Source organism: Pseudomonas sp. 2848 (assembly GCF_003253945.1).
Taxonomy (GTDB): domain Bacteria; phylum Pseudomonadota; class Gammaproteobacteria; order Pseudomonadales; family Pseudomonadaceae; genus Aquipseudomonas.
The window spans coordinates 242,093-255,913 of record NZ_QKZD01000009.1 but is presented as its reverse complement, the minus strand read 5'-3'; the positions used below and the strand labels follow the sequence as shown (position 1 = coordinate 255,913).

12 protein-coding genes and 1 pseudogene are annotated in these 13,821 nt (G+C 66.9%); all 13 read right to left on the bottom strand.

Annotation, left to right across the window (positions count from 1 at the left end; all coding sequences use genetic code 11):
- Nucleotides 1–15 precede the first annotated feature (15 nt).
- The 13 genes and pseudogenes from paaZ to paaH all read right to left on the bottom strand — a co-directional run bounded on the left by paaZ (nt 16) and on the right by paaH (nt 13,821).
- A complete protein-coding gene (gene paaZ, locus DFS21_RS19310; protein WP_111532874.1) occupies nt 16–2,064 on the bottom strand; it encodes a phenylacetic acid degradation bifunctional protein PaaZ in 2,049 nt (682 codons plus the stop codon).
- A 24-nt stretch (nt 2,065–2,088) separates the two neighbouring features.
- On the bottom strand, nt 2,089–3,321 hold the full coding sequence (locus tag DFS21_RS19305) for an OprD family porin (RefSeq protein WP_110703306.1): 1,233 nt from the start codon (nt 3,319–3,321) through the stop codon (nt 2,089–2,091).
- 35 nt (nt 3,322–3,356) lie between these two features.
- Nucleotides 3,357–4,925 (bottom strand): annotated as a pseudogene (locus DFS21_RS19300) (cation acetate symporter); the annotation flags it as partial.
- Nucleotides 4,916–5,224 carry a DUF485 domain-containing protein gene (locus tag DFS21_RS19295; protein ID WP_110703309.1) on the bottom strand — a complete coding sequence of 103 codons (309 nt, stop codon included), beginning with the start codon at nt 5,222–5,224 and terminating at the stop codon, nt 4,916–4,918. The gene DFS21_RS19295 and the pseudogene DFS21_RS19300, both read right to left, overlap by 10 nt.
- A gap of 127 nt (nt 5,225–5,351) precedes the next feature.
- Entirely contained in the window at nt 5,352–6,428 is a 1,077-nt protein-coding gene (gene paaE / locus DFS21_RS19290; RefSeq protein WP_111532873.1) for a 1,2-phenylacetyl-CoA epoxidase subunit PaaE, read from the bottom strand.
- Between the two features lie 15 nt (nt 6,429–6,443).
- The gene (gene paaD, locus DFS21_RS19285) at nt 6,444–6,968 is read right to left on the bottom strand and encodes a 1,2-phenylacetyl-CoA epoxidase subunit PaaD (protein WP_110703315.1); all 525 of its coding nucleotides are present in this window, start codon (nt 6,966–6,968) and stop codon (nt 6,444–6,446) included.
- Nucleotides 6,955–7,713: a 1,2-phenylacetyl-CoA epoxidase subunit PaaC gene (gene paaC, locus DFS21_RS19280; protein ID WP_110703318.1), complete on the bottom strand. Its 759-nt coding sequence runs from the start codon at nt 7,711–7,713 to the stop codon at nt 6,955–6,957. The genes paaD and paaC overlap by 14 nt, the downstream gene beginning before the upstream one ends.
- Before the next feature lie 8 nt (nt 7,714–7,721).
- Nucleotides 7,722–8,003: a 1,2-phenylacetyl-CoA epoxidase subunit PaaB gene (paaB, locus tag DFS21_RS19275; protein WP_023631078.1), complete on the bottom strand. Its 282-nt coding sequence runs from the start codon at nt 8,001–8,003 to the stop codon at nt 7,722–7,724.
- A 26-nt stretch (nt 8,004–8,029) separates the two neighbouring features.
- Complete coding sequence (gene paaA, locus DFS21_RS19270) at nt 8,030–9,019, bottom strand: 1,2-phenylacetyl-CoA epoxidase subunit PaaA (RefSeq protein ID WP_110703321.1); 990 nt, start codon at nt 9,017–9,019, stop codon at nt 8,030–8,032.
- A gap of 215 nt (nt 9,020–9,234) precedes the next feature.
- Complete coding sequence (gene paaK, locus DFS21_RS19265; RefSeq protein ID WP_111532890.1) at nt 9,235–10,554, bottom strand: phenylacetate--CoA ligase PaaK; 1,320 nt, start codon at nt 10,552–10,554, stop codon at nt 9,235–9,237.
- Between the two features lie 94 nt (nt 10,555–10,648).
- A complete protein-coding gene (pcaF, locus tag DFS21_RS19260; protein ID WP_111532872.1) occupies nt 10,649–11,869 on the bottom strand; it encodes a 3-oxoadipyl-CoA thiolase in 1,221 nt (406 codons plus the stop codon).
- Nucleotides 11,862–12,311 (bottom strand): hydroxyphenylacetyl-CoA thioesterase PaaI, encoded by a 450-nt coding sequence (gene paaI, locus DFS21_RS19255; RefSeq protein WP_110703327.1) that lies wholly within the window; start codon nt 12,309–12,311, stop codon nt 11,862–11,864. Before paaI ends, pcaF begins: the two co-directional genes overlap by 8 nt.
- Entirely contained in the window at nt 12,304–13,821 is a 1,518-nt protein-coding gene (paaH, locus tag DFS21_RS19250; RefSeq protein ID WP_111532871.1) for a 3-hydroxyacyl-CoA dehydrogenase PaaH, read from the bottom strand. Before paaH ends, paaI begins: the two co-directional genes overlap by 8 nt.

Sequence of the window (13,821 nt, the reverse complement as noted above, 5' to 3'; positions counted from 1 at the left end):
GCCGCCCACTCGCAGTCAGCGCTTGAGCACCAAGGTCAGAATGTCATAACTGGCCACCAGCTCACCCAACTGGTTGGTCACTTCCACATCCCAGGCCACCACGCCTTGCGCCTGCCCCTGAGGGCTGGTCTTGCCCTGGTCGATCTTGCGCTTGCAGGTCAGGCGCGCCTGGATGGTGTCGCCGATGCCCACCGGGGTGATGAAGCGCAGCGTGTCCAGCCCGTAGTTGGCCAGCACCGGCCCTTCGCCGGGGCTGACGAACAACCCGGCGGCCGCCGACAGCACGAAGTAGCCGTGGGCGATGCGCTTACCGAACTGCGACTGTTTGGCGGCGATCTCGTCGAAGTGCATGTAGAAGTGATCGCCCGACAGGCAGCCGAAGTTGACCAGGTCGGCCTCGGTCACTGTGCGCCGGTGGGTCAGCAGCGACTCGCCGATGCGCAGGTCGTCGAAATGGCGGCGGAACGGGTGTACTTCGGTTTCGATCACCTCGGCGCCGCGCACGTACTCGCCGGTCACTGCCATCAGCATGCTCGGCGAACCTTGCACCGCGGCGCGTTGCAGGTAGTGCTTCACCGCGCGCAGGCCGCCCAGTTCCTCGCCGCCGCCGGCACGGCCGGGGCCGCCGTGCTTGAGCTGCGGCAATGGCGAACCATGCCCGGTGGACTCCTTGGCCGCCTCGCTGTCGATTACCAGCAGCCGCCCGTGCCAGGCTGCCGCCACCGGGATGGCCCTGGCCGCCACGCCGCGGTCGGCGGTGACCAGGCTCGCCACCAGGCTTCCCTTGCCGCGGGCGGCCAGGGCCAAGGCTTCGTCGAGGTCGTCGTAGGCCATCAGCGTGCTGACCGGGCCGAACGCCTCGATATCATGGGCACCTCCCTCGGCATGCGGGTCACGGGCCAGCAGCAGGGTCGGGGCGAAGAACGCCCCCTCGGCCACGCCATCGCCGACCGGGGTGAAACCGTCACTGGCGCCCAGCAACTGCTCGCAGGTGGCCAGCAAATGGCGCACGCGCTCGGTGACATCACGCTGCTGGTCGTGGGAGGCCAGCGCCCCCATGCGCACGCCTTCCACCGAAGGATCGCCGACCACCACCTTGCGCAGGCGTTCGCGCAGACGAGTGGCCACCGCGTCGATGTGCCTGGCCGGGACGATGGCGCGGCGGATCGCCGTGCATTTCTGCCCGGCCTTGGTGGTCATTTCCCGCGCCACTTCCTTGATGTACAGCTCGAACTCCTCGCTGTCAGGGCTCACGTCCGGGCCAAGGATGGCGCAGTTCAGCGAGTCGGCCTCGGCGGTGAAGGGCACCGAGTTGCGGATCAGGTTCGGGGTGACGCGCAGCTTGGCTGCGGTGTCGGCGGAGCCGGTGAAAGTCACCACGTCCTGCCCCTGCAGGCGCTCGAGCAGGTCACCGGTGCTGCCGATCACCAGTTGCAGGCTGCCGGCCGGCAGCAGGCCCGACTCGTTCATCAGGCGTACCACGGCCTCGGTCAGGTAGCTGGTGGACGTGGCAGGCTTGACGATGCACGGCATGCCGGCCAGGAAGGTCGGGGCGAATTTCTCCAGCATCCCCCAGATCGGGAAGTTGAAGGCGTTGATATGCACGGCCACGCCCGCACGCGGCACCAGGATATGGCTGCCGGCGAAATGGCCTTGCTTGCCCAGGGGGATCGCCGGACCTTCATGCACCAGGTTGCCCGACGGCAGCTCGCGGCGGCCCATGCTCGAATAGGCGAACAGCGTGGCGTTGCCGCCTTCGATGTCGATCCAGCTGTCGGTGCGGGTGGCGCCGCTGTGATGGGACAGGGCGTAGAGCTGCTCCTTGCGCTCGGCCAGGTACAGCGCCAGGGCCTTGAGGCGGGCGGCGCGCTGCTGGAAATCCATGGCCAGTAGCTGCTTCAGGCCCTGGGCGCGGGCAAAGTCCACGGCCTCGGCGAAGTCCGGGCGTTCCTCGTGGCTGTAGGCCAGGACGTGACCGTCGAGGGCGCTACGCAGGGCCTGGGCGCCGTGCTGGCCGATCCAGCGGCCGGCGATGAAGCTTTGCAGGGTAGGGGCGGCGGACATGCTGTTCTCCTTTGAAGGGCGCGCTTACCAGAGCGCCAGGGTGTAGCCGATGATCAGGCGGTTTTCGTCCACGGCATTGGTCAGGCCATTGCCGGAACGGAAGGTGACGTTGCGCCAGCGCAGGCTGACGTCCTTGAACGGGCCGCTCTGGATCACGTAGGTGATGTCGGTGTCGCGTTCGCGCTCGCGGCCATTGCTGAGCGTGGCGGTTTCGGCGTGGCGGCCGTCGGTGTAGCGGGTCATGAAGCTCAGCCCGGGGATGCCCATGGCCACGAAGTCGTAGTCGTAGCGCAGCTGCCAGGAGTCGAGCCCGGCGCGGGTGAAGGTGTTGTAGGTGACCAGGTTGACGGTGTACGGGTCGCCGCCGTTGAGGAACGGGAAGGCGCTGTCGCCGGACATCTGCTGCCAGGTGGCGGTGAACTTGTGGGCCTTCACGCCCAGGGTGAACATGGCGTTGAAGTTGCGGTTGTCGATCTTGCCCGCGCGCTCGGCGCCGTCGCCGCGGCTGTCGAAGTAGCGCAGGTCGCTGCGCAGGCTGACGCCCTCGGCCAAGGGTTGGGTATGCACAAAACCCACATATTGCTGGCGGTAGATGTCCTCGAGCTTGGCGTAGTAGTAGCTGACGCTGGCCTGCGGGGTGATGGCGTAGCTGCCGCCGCCGAAGTCGAAGTGGTCGCTGCTGGCGGCGCCGTAGCCGATATCATCGCGCCCGGACGAGTCGCGCAGGTTGGCCTTGGTCAGGCGGCCGCCGTTGAAGGTCAGGCCGTCCAGCTCCTGGCTGGTCAGCAGGCCGCCCTGGAAGGTCGAGGCCAGCAGGCGGGTGTCGTTGTACACCACCACCGGCAGGATCGGCTGCAGGGTGCCCAGGCGCAGGGTGCTCCTGGACACGCGCAGCTTGGCGGTCAGGCCCAGCTCGCTGTAGTCATCCACCGGCTCCAGGCTGTTCGGCCCGTAGGGCAGCAGGCCGGTGTTGCGTCGGTCGCGGCTGGAGTCGAGCTTGATGCCCAGCTGGCCCATGGCGTCCACCCCGACACCAACCGGCCCTTCGGTGAAACCCGATTCGAAGCGGGCGGTGAAGCCCTGGCCCCATTCCTCGGCCTTGCTCTGCGGGGCGTTGCCCTGGCGGAAGTCGCGGTTGAGGTAGTGGTTGCGCAGTTCGAGGCGGGCGTGACTGTCAGCGATAAAGTCCGCCATGGCCGGCAAGGGCAGGGCGAGGGTGGCCAGCCAGGCGGCTGACTTGAGGTGCGTGCGGTTCATTGTTGTTGTACCCGACATTGTTATTGTTCTTGAGGTCAGTGCTTGCTGGCACCGGCGGCGCCGATACCGGTCATGGAGCGGATGAACTGGGCCAGGTAGCGCCCACGCTCTTCGCGCGCTTGTTCCGAACCGTCGGTAACCGAGAAGGCCCAGGCCGCGAGGAAGGCCAGCGACATGGAGAACAGCGCCGGGTTGCTGTAGGGGAACAGCGCCCGTTCGTTGTGCAGCACGTTGACCCACACCGCCGGCCCCAGCACCACCAGCACGATCGCCGAGACCAGCCCGGCCAGGCTGCCGCCCACGGCGCCACGGGTGGTCAGGCCCTTCCAGAACATCGAGAGCAGCAGCACCGGGAAGTTGACCGAGGCGGCCACCGCCAACACCAGGCCGGAGAGGAAGGCGATGTTCTGCGACTCGAACAGCAGCCCCAGCAGCACCGCGAACAGGCCGATCCCCAGGGTGGCCAGGCGCGACACGCGCATCTCTTCCTGCTCGCTGGCCTGGCCCTTGCGCACCACGCAGGCATACAGGTCGTGGGACACCGCCGAGGCGCCGGACAGCGCCAGGCCCGCGACCACGGCGAGGATGGTGGCGAAGGCCACCGCCGAGATGAAACCGAGGAACAGGTTGCCGCCCACCGCCTGGGCCAGGTGCACCGCGACCATGTTACCGCCGCCGATGATCGCCCCCGTGGCGTCGCGGTAGGACGGCTCGGTGCCGACCATGACGATGGCGCCGAAGCCGATGACGATCAGCAGCAAATAGAAGTAGCCGATGAAACCGGTGGCGTAGAACACGCTCTTGCGCGCTTCCTTGGCGTCGCTGACGGTGAAGAAGCGCATGAGGATATGCGGCAGGCCGGCAGTGCCGAACATCATGCCCAGGCCCAGGGAAATGGCGTCCACCGGGTTGGACAGCAGCGCGCCCGGCGCCATGATCGCCTGGCCCTTGGCGTGCACGGCCACGGCGCTGGCGAACATCGCCTCGGTGCTGAAGCCGAAATGCCTGAGCACCATGAATGCCATGAAGGTCGTGCCGCAGAGCAGCATCACCGCCTTGATGATCTGCACCCAGGTGGTGGCGAGCATGCCGCCGAAGGTGACGTACAGCACCATCAGCGCACCCACCAGCATCACCGCGTACAGGTAGCTGATGCCGAACAGCAGCTCGATCAGCTTGCCGGCGCCGACCATCTGCGCCACCAGGTACATCAGCGCCACGGCCAGGGTGCCGAAGGCCGAGGTCAGGCGCACCGGAGCCTGGGCCAGGCGGTAGGAGACGACGTCGGCGAAGGTGTACTTGCCCAGGTTGCGCAGGCGTTCCGCGATCAGGAACAGGATGATCGGCCAGCCGGCCAGCACGCCCAGGGCATACAGCAGGCCGTCGTAGCCGTTCATGAACATCATCGCCGAGATGCCCAGGAAGGACGCGGCGCTGATCATGTCGCCGGCGATCGCCAGGCCGTTCTGCATGCCGGTGAGGCCGCCGCCGGCGGTATAGAAGTCGCTGGCCGAGCGGGTGCGCAGGGCGGCCCAGCGAGTCACCAGCAAGGTGAAGCAGACGAACACCAGGAACATCGAGATGGCGGTCCAGTTCATCGCGCGCACTCCTGCTTGACCACTTCGTTGAGCGGGTCGATGACGCGGTTGGCGCGGTGCATGTAGATGCCGGTGAGGGCGAAGGACAGCAGCACCATGAGCACTCCCACCAGCATGCCGACGCTGGTTACCCCGCCGCTGAGGGACTGGCCGAGCACGCCTGGGGCGAAGGCCACCAGCAGGACGAAGCCGTAGTAGGCGGCGAGCATGGTCAGGGTCAGTGAGCCGTTGAGGCGGCGTTTACGCTTGATCAGTTGCATGAAGGCGGGGTGGTTGCTGATGGTTTCGAGGTGTTCGGGTGTCATGGGAGCGTTCTCTCTGGCTGTTGTAATTGTTTTTCAGGTCACGCGGGCGTTGCTTGGGGAGATCGCGGGGCAAGCCCGCTCCCACGGGTTTCACCTCCGTGGGAGCGGGCTTGCCCCGCGATGGGGTTCAAAGCTGATCGAAGTCGAGCACCACCTTGTCGCTCAGCGGGTAGGTCTGGCACGACAGCACATATCCGGCGGCCACTTCGTAGTCTTCCAGGGCATGGTTGCTGTCCATCTCCACCTCGCCCTCGATCACCTTGCACTTGCAGGTCGAGCACACCCCGGCCTTGCACGAGTACGGCAGATCGGCGCCGATGGCGTTGCCGGCCTCGAGCACGCTGCGGGTGTTGCGCGGCAGGTCGAAGGCCAGGGCGCGGCCATCGCTGATCACGGTCACCTGGCTGACCGCCGAATCCAGCTCGCGGGCCGCTTCACGGGCCTCGCGGCGGGCTTCGCTGCCGGCGGCGGCGAACAGTTCATAGTGGATGCGCGCCTTGTCCATGCCGTTGGCCTGCAGGCTGTCGCGCACGGTTTCGGTCATGGCCTGGGGGCCGCAGATGAAGGCGGCATCGAGTGAGCTCACGTCGAGCCAGCGGGAGAACAGCTGGCCGCACTTGTCGGCGTCGATGCGGCCGTTGTAAAGGTCGACGTCCTGTTGCTCGCGGCTGAACACGAAGATCAGGTTGAGGCGGTCGAGGTACAGGTTCTTCAGGTCCTCGAGGCGGTCGCGGAACAACGCGCTGTTGCTGGCGCGGTTGCCGTACAGCAAGGTGAAGCGGCTGTCTGGTTCAGTGGCCAGCGTGGTGGCGACCAGCGACAGGATCGGAGTGATGCCGCTGCCGGCGGCCACGCCCAGGTAGTTGCCCTGGCGCGTCGGATCCAACGGTACGAAGAAGTTGCCCGACGGCGGCATCACTTCCAGTTGCTGGCCGGCCTTGAGCACTTCGTTGGCAAAGGCCGAGAAGCGTCCGCCGGGCACGCGCTTGACCGCCACGCGCAGCTCGCCATCCTGCACCGCGCTGCAGATCGAATAGGAACGGCGCACTTCCTCGTCATCGAGCTGGGTACGCATGACCAGGTACTGGCCCTGGGTGAAGCGGAAATCTTCTTGCAAGTGTGCGGGCACGTCAAAGGCAATGGACACGGCGTCGCGGGTTTCCTGGCGTACTTGCTTGATGGTCAGGCTGTGAAACGGGCTCATGGCGTTCTCCACGGCTCAAAGGCATTTGAAATAGTCGAACGGTTCCAGGCAGGCGCGGCAGCGGTAGAGGGCCTTGCAGGCGGTGGAACCGAACTGGCTGAGCAGTTCGGTATCGGCGCTGCCGCACTGCGGGCAACACACGCTGGGTGCCGCCCCACGCAGGTTGGCGCGGCCCTCGGGTGGGGCGATACCGTAGGCGCGCAGCCGCTCACGGCCTTGCGCACTGATCCAGTCGGTGCTCCACGCCGGGGTGAGACGACGCTCCAGCGCAGGCTCCGCGAAGCCGGCCTGTTCCAGGGCCTGGCGAATGTCACTCTCGATCACCTCGGTGGCCGGGCAGCCGGAGTAGGTCGGGGTGACCACCAGGTGCAGGTGGCCGGCGCGCCAGTCGAGGTCGCGCACGACACCCAGGTCGACCACGCTGACCACCGGTACTTCCGGGTCCATCACCTCGGCCAGCACCGCCCAGGCCCGGCTCAGGTCGCCGTCGCGCAAGTCCCTGGCGCCGCGGTCGCCGGCGATCAGCTCACCAGGTCGCATCGGGGTAGGCTCGCGGCAGAAACTGCATTTCAGCCAGCAGCAGGCCGAGGTGTTCGGTGTGCAGGCCCTTGCGCCCGTCCAGGTAGAAGTGGCTGGCGGCCTTGGGCAGGGGCAGGTCGACCGAGGCGAAGATGGCCGTGACGGTGTTCAGCCAATGCTGGGCGATCTGCGCCGGGTCGGCGCCGATACCGGCTTTGGCCAGCTGGACTTCACCGTCGTTGGCCACGCTCAGTTCGACCGTGAAGCGCCACAGTGTCGGGATGGCTTCGAGCATGCGCCGACGGCTTTCTTCCGTGCCCCCCCCCAGGCGCTGCACCCACTCGCCGGAGCGGCGCAGGTGATAGGTGACTTCTTTCAGGGCCTTGGCGGCGATGCCGGCGATACGTTCATCGCGCGAGGCGCTGAGCGCTTCAAGCGTGGCGTGGTGCCAGGCGTCGTACAGGCACTGCTTGAGCAGGGTCACGGCGTAGTCGCCGTTGGGTTGCTCGACCAGCAGCAGGTTGCGGTAGGCGCGCTCGTCGCGACGGAACGCCAGGGCATCGGCGTCGCGGCCGTCGTCCAGCAGTTCGGCGGCGTAGTCCAGCCAGTTGCGCGCCTGGCCCACCAGGTCGAGGCCGACGTTCATCAGCGCCAGTTCTTCTTCCAGCGCCGGCGCCTTGCCGCACCACTCGCACAGGCGCTGGCCCTGGACCAGGGCGCTGTCGCCGAGCAGCAGCAGGTATTGGATGAGTGCTTGCTTGTGCATGGCGGGCCTCACATGTGTCCGACTTCGGCGGGCAGCTCGTAGAAGCTGGCATGGCGGTAGACCTTGTCGTCCGCCGGGGCGAACAGCGGGTCCTTCTCGTCGGGCGAAGAGGCGGTGATCAGCGCCGAGGGCACCACCCACAGGCTCACGCCTTCGCTGCGGCGGGTGTACAGCTCGCGGGCGTTCTCGATGGCCATGGCGGCGTCGGCGGCGTGCACGCTGCCGACGTGCTTGTGGTTCAGGCCGTGCTTGCTGCGCACGAATACTTCGTAGAGGGTCCAGTCAGACATGCTCGATCTCCGCATCGATGGCCGCTTCAGGCGGCATTCTTGTTCTGTTGCTTGCGCGCATAGGCCACGGCGGCCTCGCGTACCCAGGCACCGTCTTCGATGGCCTTGCGGCGGGTGGCGACGCGCTCCTGGTTGCACGGGCCGTTGCCTTTGAGCACCTCGTAGAACTCCTCCCACTGGATCTGGCCGAAGTCGTAATGGCCACGCTCGGCGTTCCACTTGAGCTCAGGGTCGGGAGCGGTGCAGCCGAGCAGTTCCAGCTGTGGCACGGTCTGGTCGATGAAGCGCTGGCGCAGTTCGTCGTTGCTCTGGCGCTTGATCTTCCAGGCCATGGACTGGGCGCTGTTGGGCGAATGTTCGTCGCTGGGGCCGAACATCATCAGCGCTGGCCACCACAGGCGGTCGATGGCGTCCTGGACCATGTCCTTCTGCGCCTGGGTGCCGTGGCGCATCATGGTCAGCAGCAGTTCGTAACCCTGGCGCTGGTGGAAGCTTTCTTCCTTGCAGATACGGATCATGGCGCGGGAGTAGGGGCCGTAGGAGGTGCGCTGCAGCACCACCTGGTTGACGATCGCCGCGCCGTCCACCAGCCAGCCCACCGCGCCCATGTCGGCCCAGCTCAGGGTCGGGTAGTTGAAGATGCTCGAGTACTTGGCCTTGCCGCTGTGCAGCTTGGCGATCTCTTCGTCGCGGTCGGCGCCAAGGGTTTCCATGGCGCTGTACAGGTACAGGCCGTGGCCGGCCTCGTCCTGGATCTTGGCCATCAACTGCAGCTTGCGCTTGAGCGAGGGGGCGCGAGTGACCCAGTTGCCTTCCGGGAGCATGCCGACGATCTCGGAATGGGCGTGCTGGGAAATCTGGCGGATGAGCGTCTGGCGGTAGGCCTCGGGCATCCAGTTCTTGGCTTCGATCTTGATCTCGGCGTCGATCTTCTCCTGGAAGGCGCGCTCTTCGGGCGACATCTCTTCGAGGGTCTTCAGGCGTTTGACGCCGGTTTCTACGAGCTGTGCGTACATGGTCGGGCTCCCGCTGATGGGCTGCTTGGGGCGTGGGTTATTTATAAGCGATACAAAACACAACATCAAACAGTATTTGATGTATCAAATAAGATTTGTGTATCGCTTTCGCATCAGTTGGCCGGGCGTGGCAGCGGGCTTGCCCCGCGATAACGTTCGGCCAGGCGAAAAAAAGCCCCGGAACTTGGCCGGGGCTTTCCAGGAAGCGCTATCGGTCAGCTGGCCAGCCGCTTGTCATACACGTGACAGGCCTTGCCTTCCGAGCGTTTCAGCGTGCCGCACGGCTGCAGCTGGATCTGCGTGCTGATGCCGATGTAGGTCTTGATCTGCTTCGCCAGTTCACCCACCACCTGCTTGCGCTGGCCCTCGTCGAGGTACTGGCTGTCGCTGCGCAGTTCAACATGCACCTCGACGCTGTCGAGATTGCCATTGCGATACAGGTGAATCTCATACATCTCTGAAAGCTGTTTGATCTTGAGTACTTGTTCCTCGATCTGCGTCGGAAACACATTGACCCCGCGGATGATCAGCATGTCGTCGCTGCGCCCGGTGATCTTGCCGATGCGCCGCATCGGCCGCGCCGTGCCCGGCAGCAGGCGGGTGAGGTCGCGGGTACGGTAGCGCACCATCGGCAACGCCTCCTTGCTCAGCGAGGTGAACACCAGCTCGCCGAGCTGGCCGTCCGGCAGCACCTGGCCTGTGACCGGGTCGATGATCTCGGGGTAGAAATGGTCTTCCCAGATGGTCGGGCCATCCTTGGTCTCGATGCACTCCATGGCCACGCCCGGGCCCATGATTTCCGACAGCCCGTAGATGTCCAGGGCGTCGATGCCCAGGCGCTGCTCGATGGCGCGGCGCAGTTCATCGGTCCAGGGTTCGGCGCCGAAGATGCCCAGGCGCAGCTTGAGGTCGTGCGGGTCGATGCCCTGGCGCTCGATCTCGTCGGCGAGGTTGAGCATGTACGAGGGGGTAACCATGATGATGTCCGGCTGGAAGTCGCGGATCAGCTGCACCTGTTTCTCGGTCTGGCCGCCGGACATGGGGATCACCGTGCAGCCCAGGCGCTCGGCGCCGTAGTGCGCGCCCAGGCCGCCGGTGAACAGGCCGTAGCCGTAGGAGACATGCACCTTGTCGCCGCGGCGCCCGCCGGCGGCGCGAATCGAGCGCGCCACCACGTTGGCCCAGGTGTCGATGTCGTTCTGGGTGTAGCCGACCACCGTCGGCTTGCCGGTGGTGCCGCTGGAGGCGTGCAGGCGCACCACCTGGTCCTGGGGCACGGCGAACATGCCATAGGGGTAGTTGTCGCGCAGGTCGTTCTTGCCGGTGAAGGGGAAGCGGGCAAGGTCCTCCAGCGATTTCAGGTCGTCGGGATGGGCGCCGCAGGCGTCGAAGCGCTGGCGGTACAGCGGCACCTTGGCGTAGGCGTGGTTCAGGCTCCAGCGCAGGCGCTCCAGCTGGTGCTGGCGCAGTGCGTCGAGGCTGGCGGTTTCCATCGGGTCGAGCAGGGCGCGGTCGGCATCGTGGTAGAGATTCATGGTTTCACTCGAGTTGTTCTTGTCGTGGGCCGGGGCCCTGAGTGTCATGGCAGGCAGCATACTGCCCGCGTCGCTTGGCGTCTCTGGCGGCTGATCAGAGGCGTTCGATCACCAGGGCGATGCCCTGGCCGACGCCGATGCACATGGTGCACAGGGCGTAACGGCCGCCGGTCAGCTCCAGCTGGTGCAGGGCGGTGGTGACCAGGCGTGCGCCGCTCATGCCCAGCGGGTGGCCCAGGGCGATGGCGCCGCCGTTGGGATTGACCCGCGGATCGTCGTCGGCCAGGCCCAGCTCGCGCAGCACGGCCAGGCCCTGGGCGGCAAAGGCTTCGTTGAGCTCGATCACGTCCATGTCGGCCAGCGCCAGGCCGGTCAGCTCCAGTACCTTGTGAGTCGCCGGCACCGGGCCGATACCCATGAGGCGTGGCTCGACGCCCGCCACCGCCAGGCCAAGCACCCGGCCACGGGCCTTGAGGCCGTGGCGTTGCGCGGCCCGTGGGCTGGCCAGCAGCAGGGCGCAGGCGCCGTCATTGACGCCCGAGGCATTGCCGGCGGTGACGCTGCCGCCCTCACGGAACGGCGTGCCCAGGCGCGCCAGTTGTTCCAGGGTGGTGTCGCCTCGTGGATGTTCATCGTGCTCGACGCGTTTGGGCGGGCCTTTGCGCTGCGGGATCTCCACCGTGACGATCTCCTGGGCCAGGCGGCCATTGGCCTGGGCGGCGGCGGCCTTGAGCTGGCTGCGCAGGGCGAAGGCATCCTGGTCTTCGCGGGAGATGTCGAAGCGCTCGGCGACGTTCTCAGCGGTTTCGGGCATCGAATCGATGCCGTATTGCGCCTGCATCGACGGGTTGACGAAGCGCCAGCCGATGGTGGTGTCGAACAGCTGCGCGTTGCGGCCAAAGGGCTGTTCCGACTTGCCCATGACGAAGGGTGCGCGCGACATCGACTCGACGCCGCCGGCCAGCATCAGCCCGGCTTCGCCGCAGCGCAGGGCGCGGGCAGCGTTGCCGATGGCGTCCAGGCCCGAGCCGCACAGGCGGTTGATCGTGGTGCCGGGCACCTCGATCGGCAGCCCGGCCAGCAGGCCGGCCATGCGCGCGACGTTGCGGTTGTCTTCGCCGGCCTGGTTGGCGCAACCGAGGATCACATCGTCCAGCGCCGCCCAGTCTAGCCCGGGGTGGCGCGCCATCAGCGCCTTGATCGGCACCGCGGCAAGGTCGTCGGGGCGCACGCTCGACAGGGCGCCGCCGTAGCGGCCGATGGGGGTGCGCACGGCATCGATGATCAGCGCGTGGGGCAGGCTGGCGTCAGTCATTTGAAGTCTCCGGCGACAGCACGGTGCCGCGCACTTTGTAGGATTTGCCGTGGAACAGGGCGATCAGTTCGCCCTGCTGGTTCTCGATGCGCACGTCGTAGTTGCCGGTGCGGCCTTTGCGGCTTTGTTCGCTGGCGCTGGCCTGCAGGCGGTCGCCGAGCCGCGCGGGGGCCACATAGTCGATGCTGCAACCCAGGGCCACGGCTGCTTCATCGTAGCTGTTGCAGGCGAAGGCGAAGGCCGAATCGGCCAGGGCGAACAGGTAGCCGCCATGGCAGGTGCCGTGGCCCTGGATCATGTCGGCTCGCACGGTCATGCCCAGGCGGGCGCTGCCGGGGCCGGCTTCGAGCAGCTCGATGCCCAGGCCCTGGCTGGCGGCGTCACGGCCGAACATGGCCTCGGCGCAGGCGCGGGCCAAAGTGTGTGCGGACTGATCAGCCATGCAGGCGACCTCCTTCGGCGTGGGTGCGGCGCAGCAACAGGGACGGTCGGTAACGTTCCTCGCCGTAGCTGCGTTGCAGGTTGTCGAGCACGTTCAGGGTGTAGCCGATGCCCAGGTCGTCGGCCCAGGCCAGCGGCCCGCGCGGGTAGTTGACCCCGGCGCGCATGGCCAGGTCGATGTCACCGGGAGTGCCTACTCCTTGCAGTACGGCGTCGGCGGCTTCGTTGGCGAGCATGGCCACGGTGCGCAGCACCACCAGGCCGGGCAGGTCGGCGACCGGGCAGGCGCTCAGGCCAGCCCGGGCAAGCAGGGCGACGGCCTGGTCCAGGGCCTCGGCGCTGCATTCGGCACCGTGGCTGATGGCCAGGCGCGTGGCGCTGGCGTAGTCCAGGGCCAGGTCCAGCAGCACCAGGTTGCGCAAGCCGTCCTCGCGGGCGCGCTGGCTGGCCAGGCGGCCATCGGACAGCGCCAGGGTGGCATCTCCCACACGGAGCAGGCCGATGCCGGCGCGTTCGGTGACGGCGATACCGTTGGCGCGCAAGCGCTCGACCAGGGGCTGCAGGGCACCCAGGTCGCCTTCAACCGTGCAGCGCTCTACAGGCGTCTGGCTGGTCAATGTCGCGGGCTGTAGCCGTTCGGCACCCTCGGCGTAGCTATAAAAGCCCTGGCCGGTCTTGCGCCCGAGGCGCCCGGCGTCGACCAGCTCTTTCTGCACCAGCGACGGCTGGAAGCGGAAATCGCCATAGAAGGCTTCGAACACCGAGCAGGTCACCGCGTAGTTGACGTCATGACCGATCAGGTCGGTCAGTTCAAAGGCGCCCATGCGAAACCCCCCGGCGTCGCGCAGCACGGCATCGAGGGTGGCGCAGTCGGCGGCGCCCTCCTGCAGCAGGCGCAGGCTTTCGGCATAGAAGGGCCGGGCCACGCGGTTGACGATAAAGCCCGGCGTCGAACGGGCATGCACCGTTTGCTTGCCCCAGGCATGGGCGGTGTCGTAAAGCGTGGCCGCCAGGCTCGGCGCAGTGGCCAGCCCGGAGACGATCTCCACCAGCGCCATCAAGGGCGCCGGGTTGAAGAAGTGCATGCCAATGACCCGCTCCGGGTGCTTGAGCCCGGCGGCGAGGCTGGTGATCGACAGCGAAGAAGTGTTGCTGGCCAGGATGCAGTCCGTGGCGCACAGGGCTTCAAGCCGACGCAGCAGGTCCTGTTTGACTGGCAGTTGTTCGACGATGGCTTCGATAACCAGATGGGCCTTGGCCAGGGCGTCGAGGCTGTCCACCGGTTGCAGTCGGTCGCGGATCGCGCTGCGGCTGTCAGGCGCAAGCTTGCCTTTTTCCACCTGCCGGCCGAGCAGGCGATCGATGCCTTCGATCGCCTGCTCGGCTGCGCCGGGGCGCGTATCGTAGAGGCGCACGGGATGACCGGCCTGGGCCGCCACCTGGGCGATGCCGGCACCCATGGCGCCTGCACCGATTACTGCCACCAGGGCGTCGTTGTCGAGTGCGGCCAT

Coding starts and splice junctions, on each gene's coding strand:
- paaZ (WP_111532874.1), bottom strand. CDS start 2,064: ATGTCCGCCGCCCCTACCCTGCAAAGCTTCATCGCCGGCCGCTGGATC.
- DFS21_RS19305 (WP_110703306.1), bottom strand. CDS start 3,321: ATGAACCGCACGCACCTCAAGTCAGCCGCCTGGCTGGCCACCCTCGCC.
- DFS21_RS19295 (WP_110703309.1), bottom strand. CDS start 5,224: ATGACACCCGAACACCTCGAAACCATCAGCAACCACCCCGCCTTCATG.
- paaE (WP_111532873.1), bottom strand. CDS start 6,428: ATGAGCCCGTTTCACAGCCTGACCATCAAGCAAGTACGCCAGGAAACC.
- paaD (WP_110703315.1), bottom strand. CDS start 6,968: ATGCGACCTGGTGAGCTGATCGCCGGCGACCGCGGCGCCAGGGACTTG.
- paaC (WP_110703318.1), bottom strand. CDS start 7,713: ATGCACAAGCAAGCACTCATCCAATACCTGCTGCTGCTCGGCGACAGC.
- paaB (WP_023631078.1), bottom strand. CDS start 8,003: ATGTCTGACTGGACCCTCTACGAAGTATTCGTGCGCAGCAAGCACGGC.
- paaA (WP_110703321.1), bottom strand. CDS start 9,019: ATGTACGCACAGCTCGTAGAAACCGGCGTCAAACGCCTGAAGACCCTC.
- paaK (WP_111532890.1), bottom strand. CDS start 10,554: ATGAATCTCTACCACGATGCCGACCGCGCCCTGCTCGACCCGATGGAA.
- pcaF (WP_111532872.1), bottom strand. CDS start 11,869: ATGACTGACGCCAGCCTGCCCCACGCGCTGATCATCGATGCCGTGCGC.
- paaI (WP_110703327.1), bottom strand. CDS start 12,311: ATGGCTGATCAGTCCGCACACACTTTGGCCCGCGCCTGCGCCGAGGCC.
- paaH (WP_111532871.1), bottom strand. CDS start 13,821: ATGGCCGCACTCGACAACGACGCCCTGGTGGCAGTAATCGGTGCAGGC.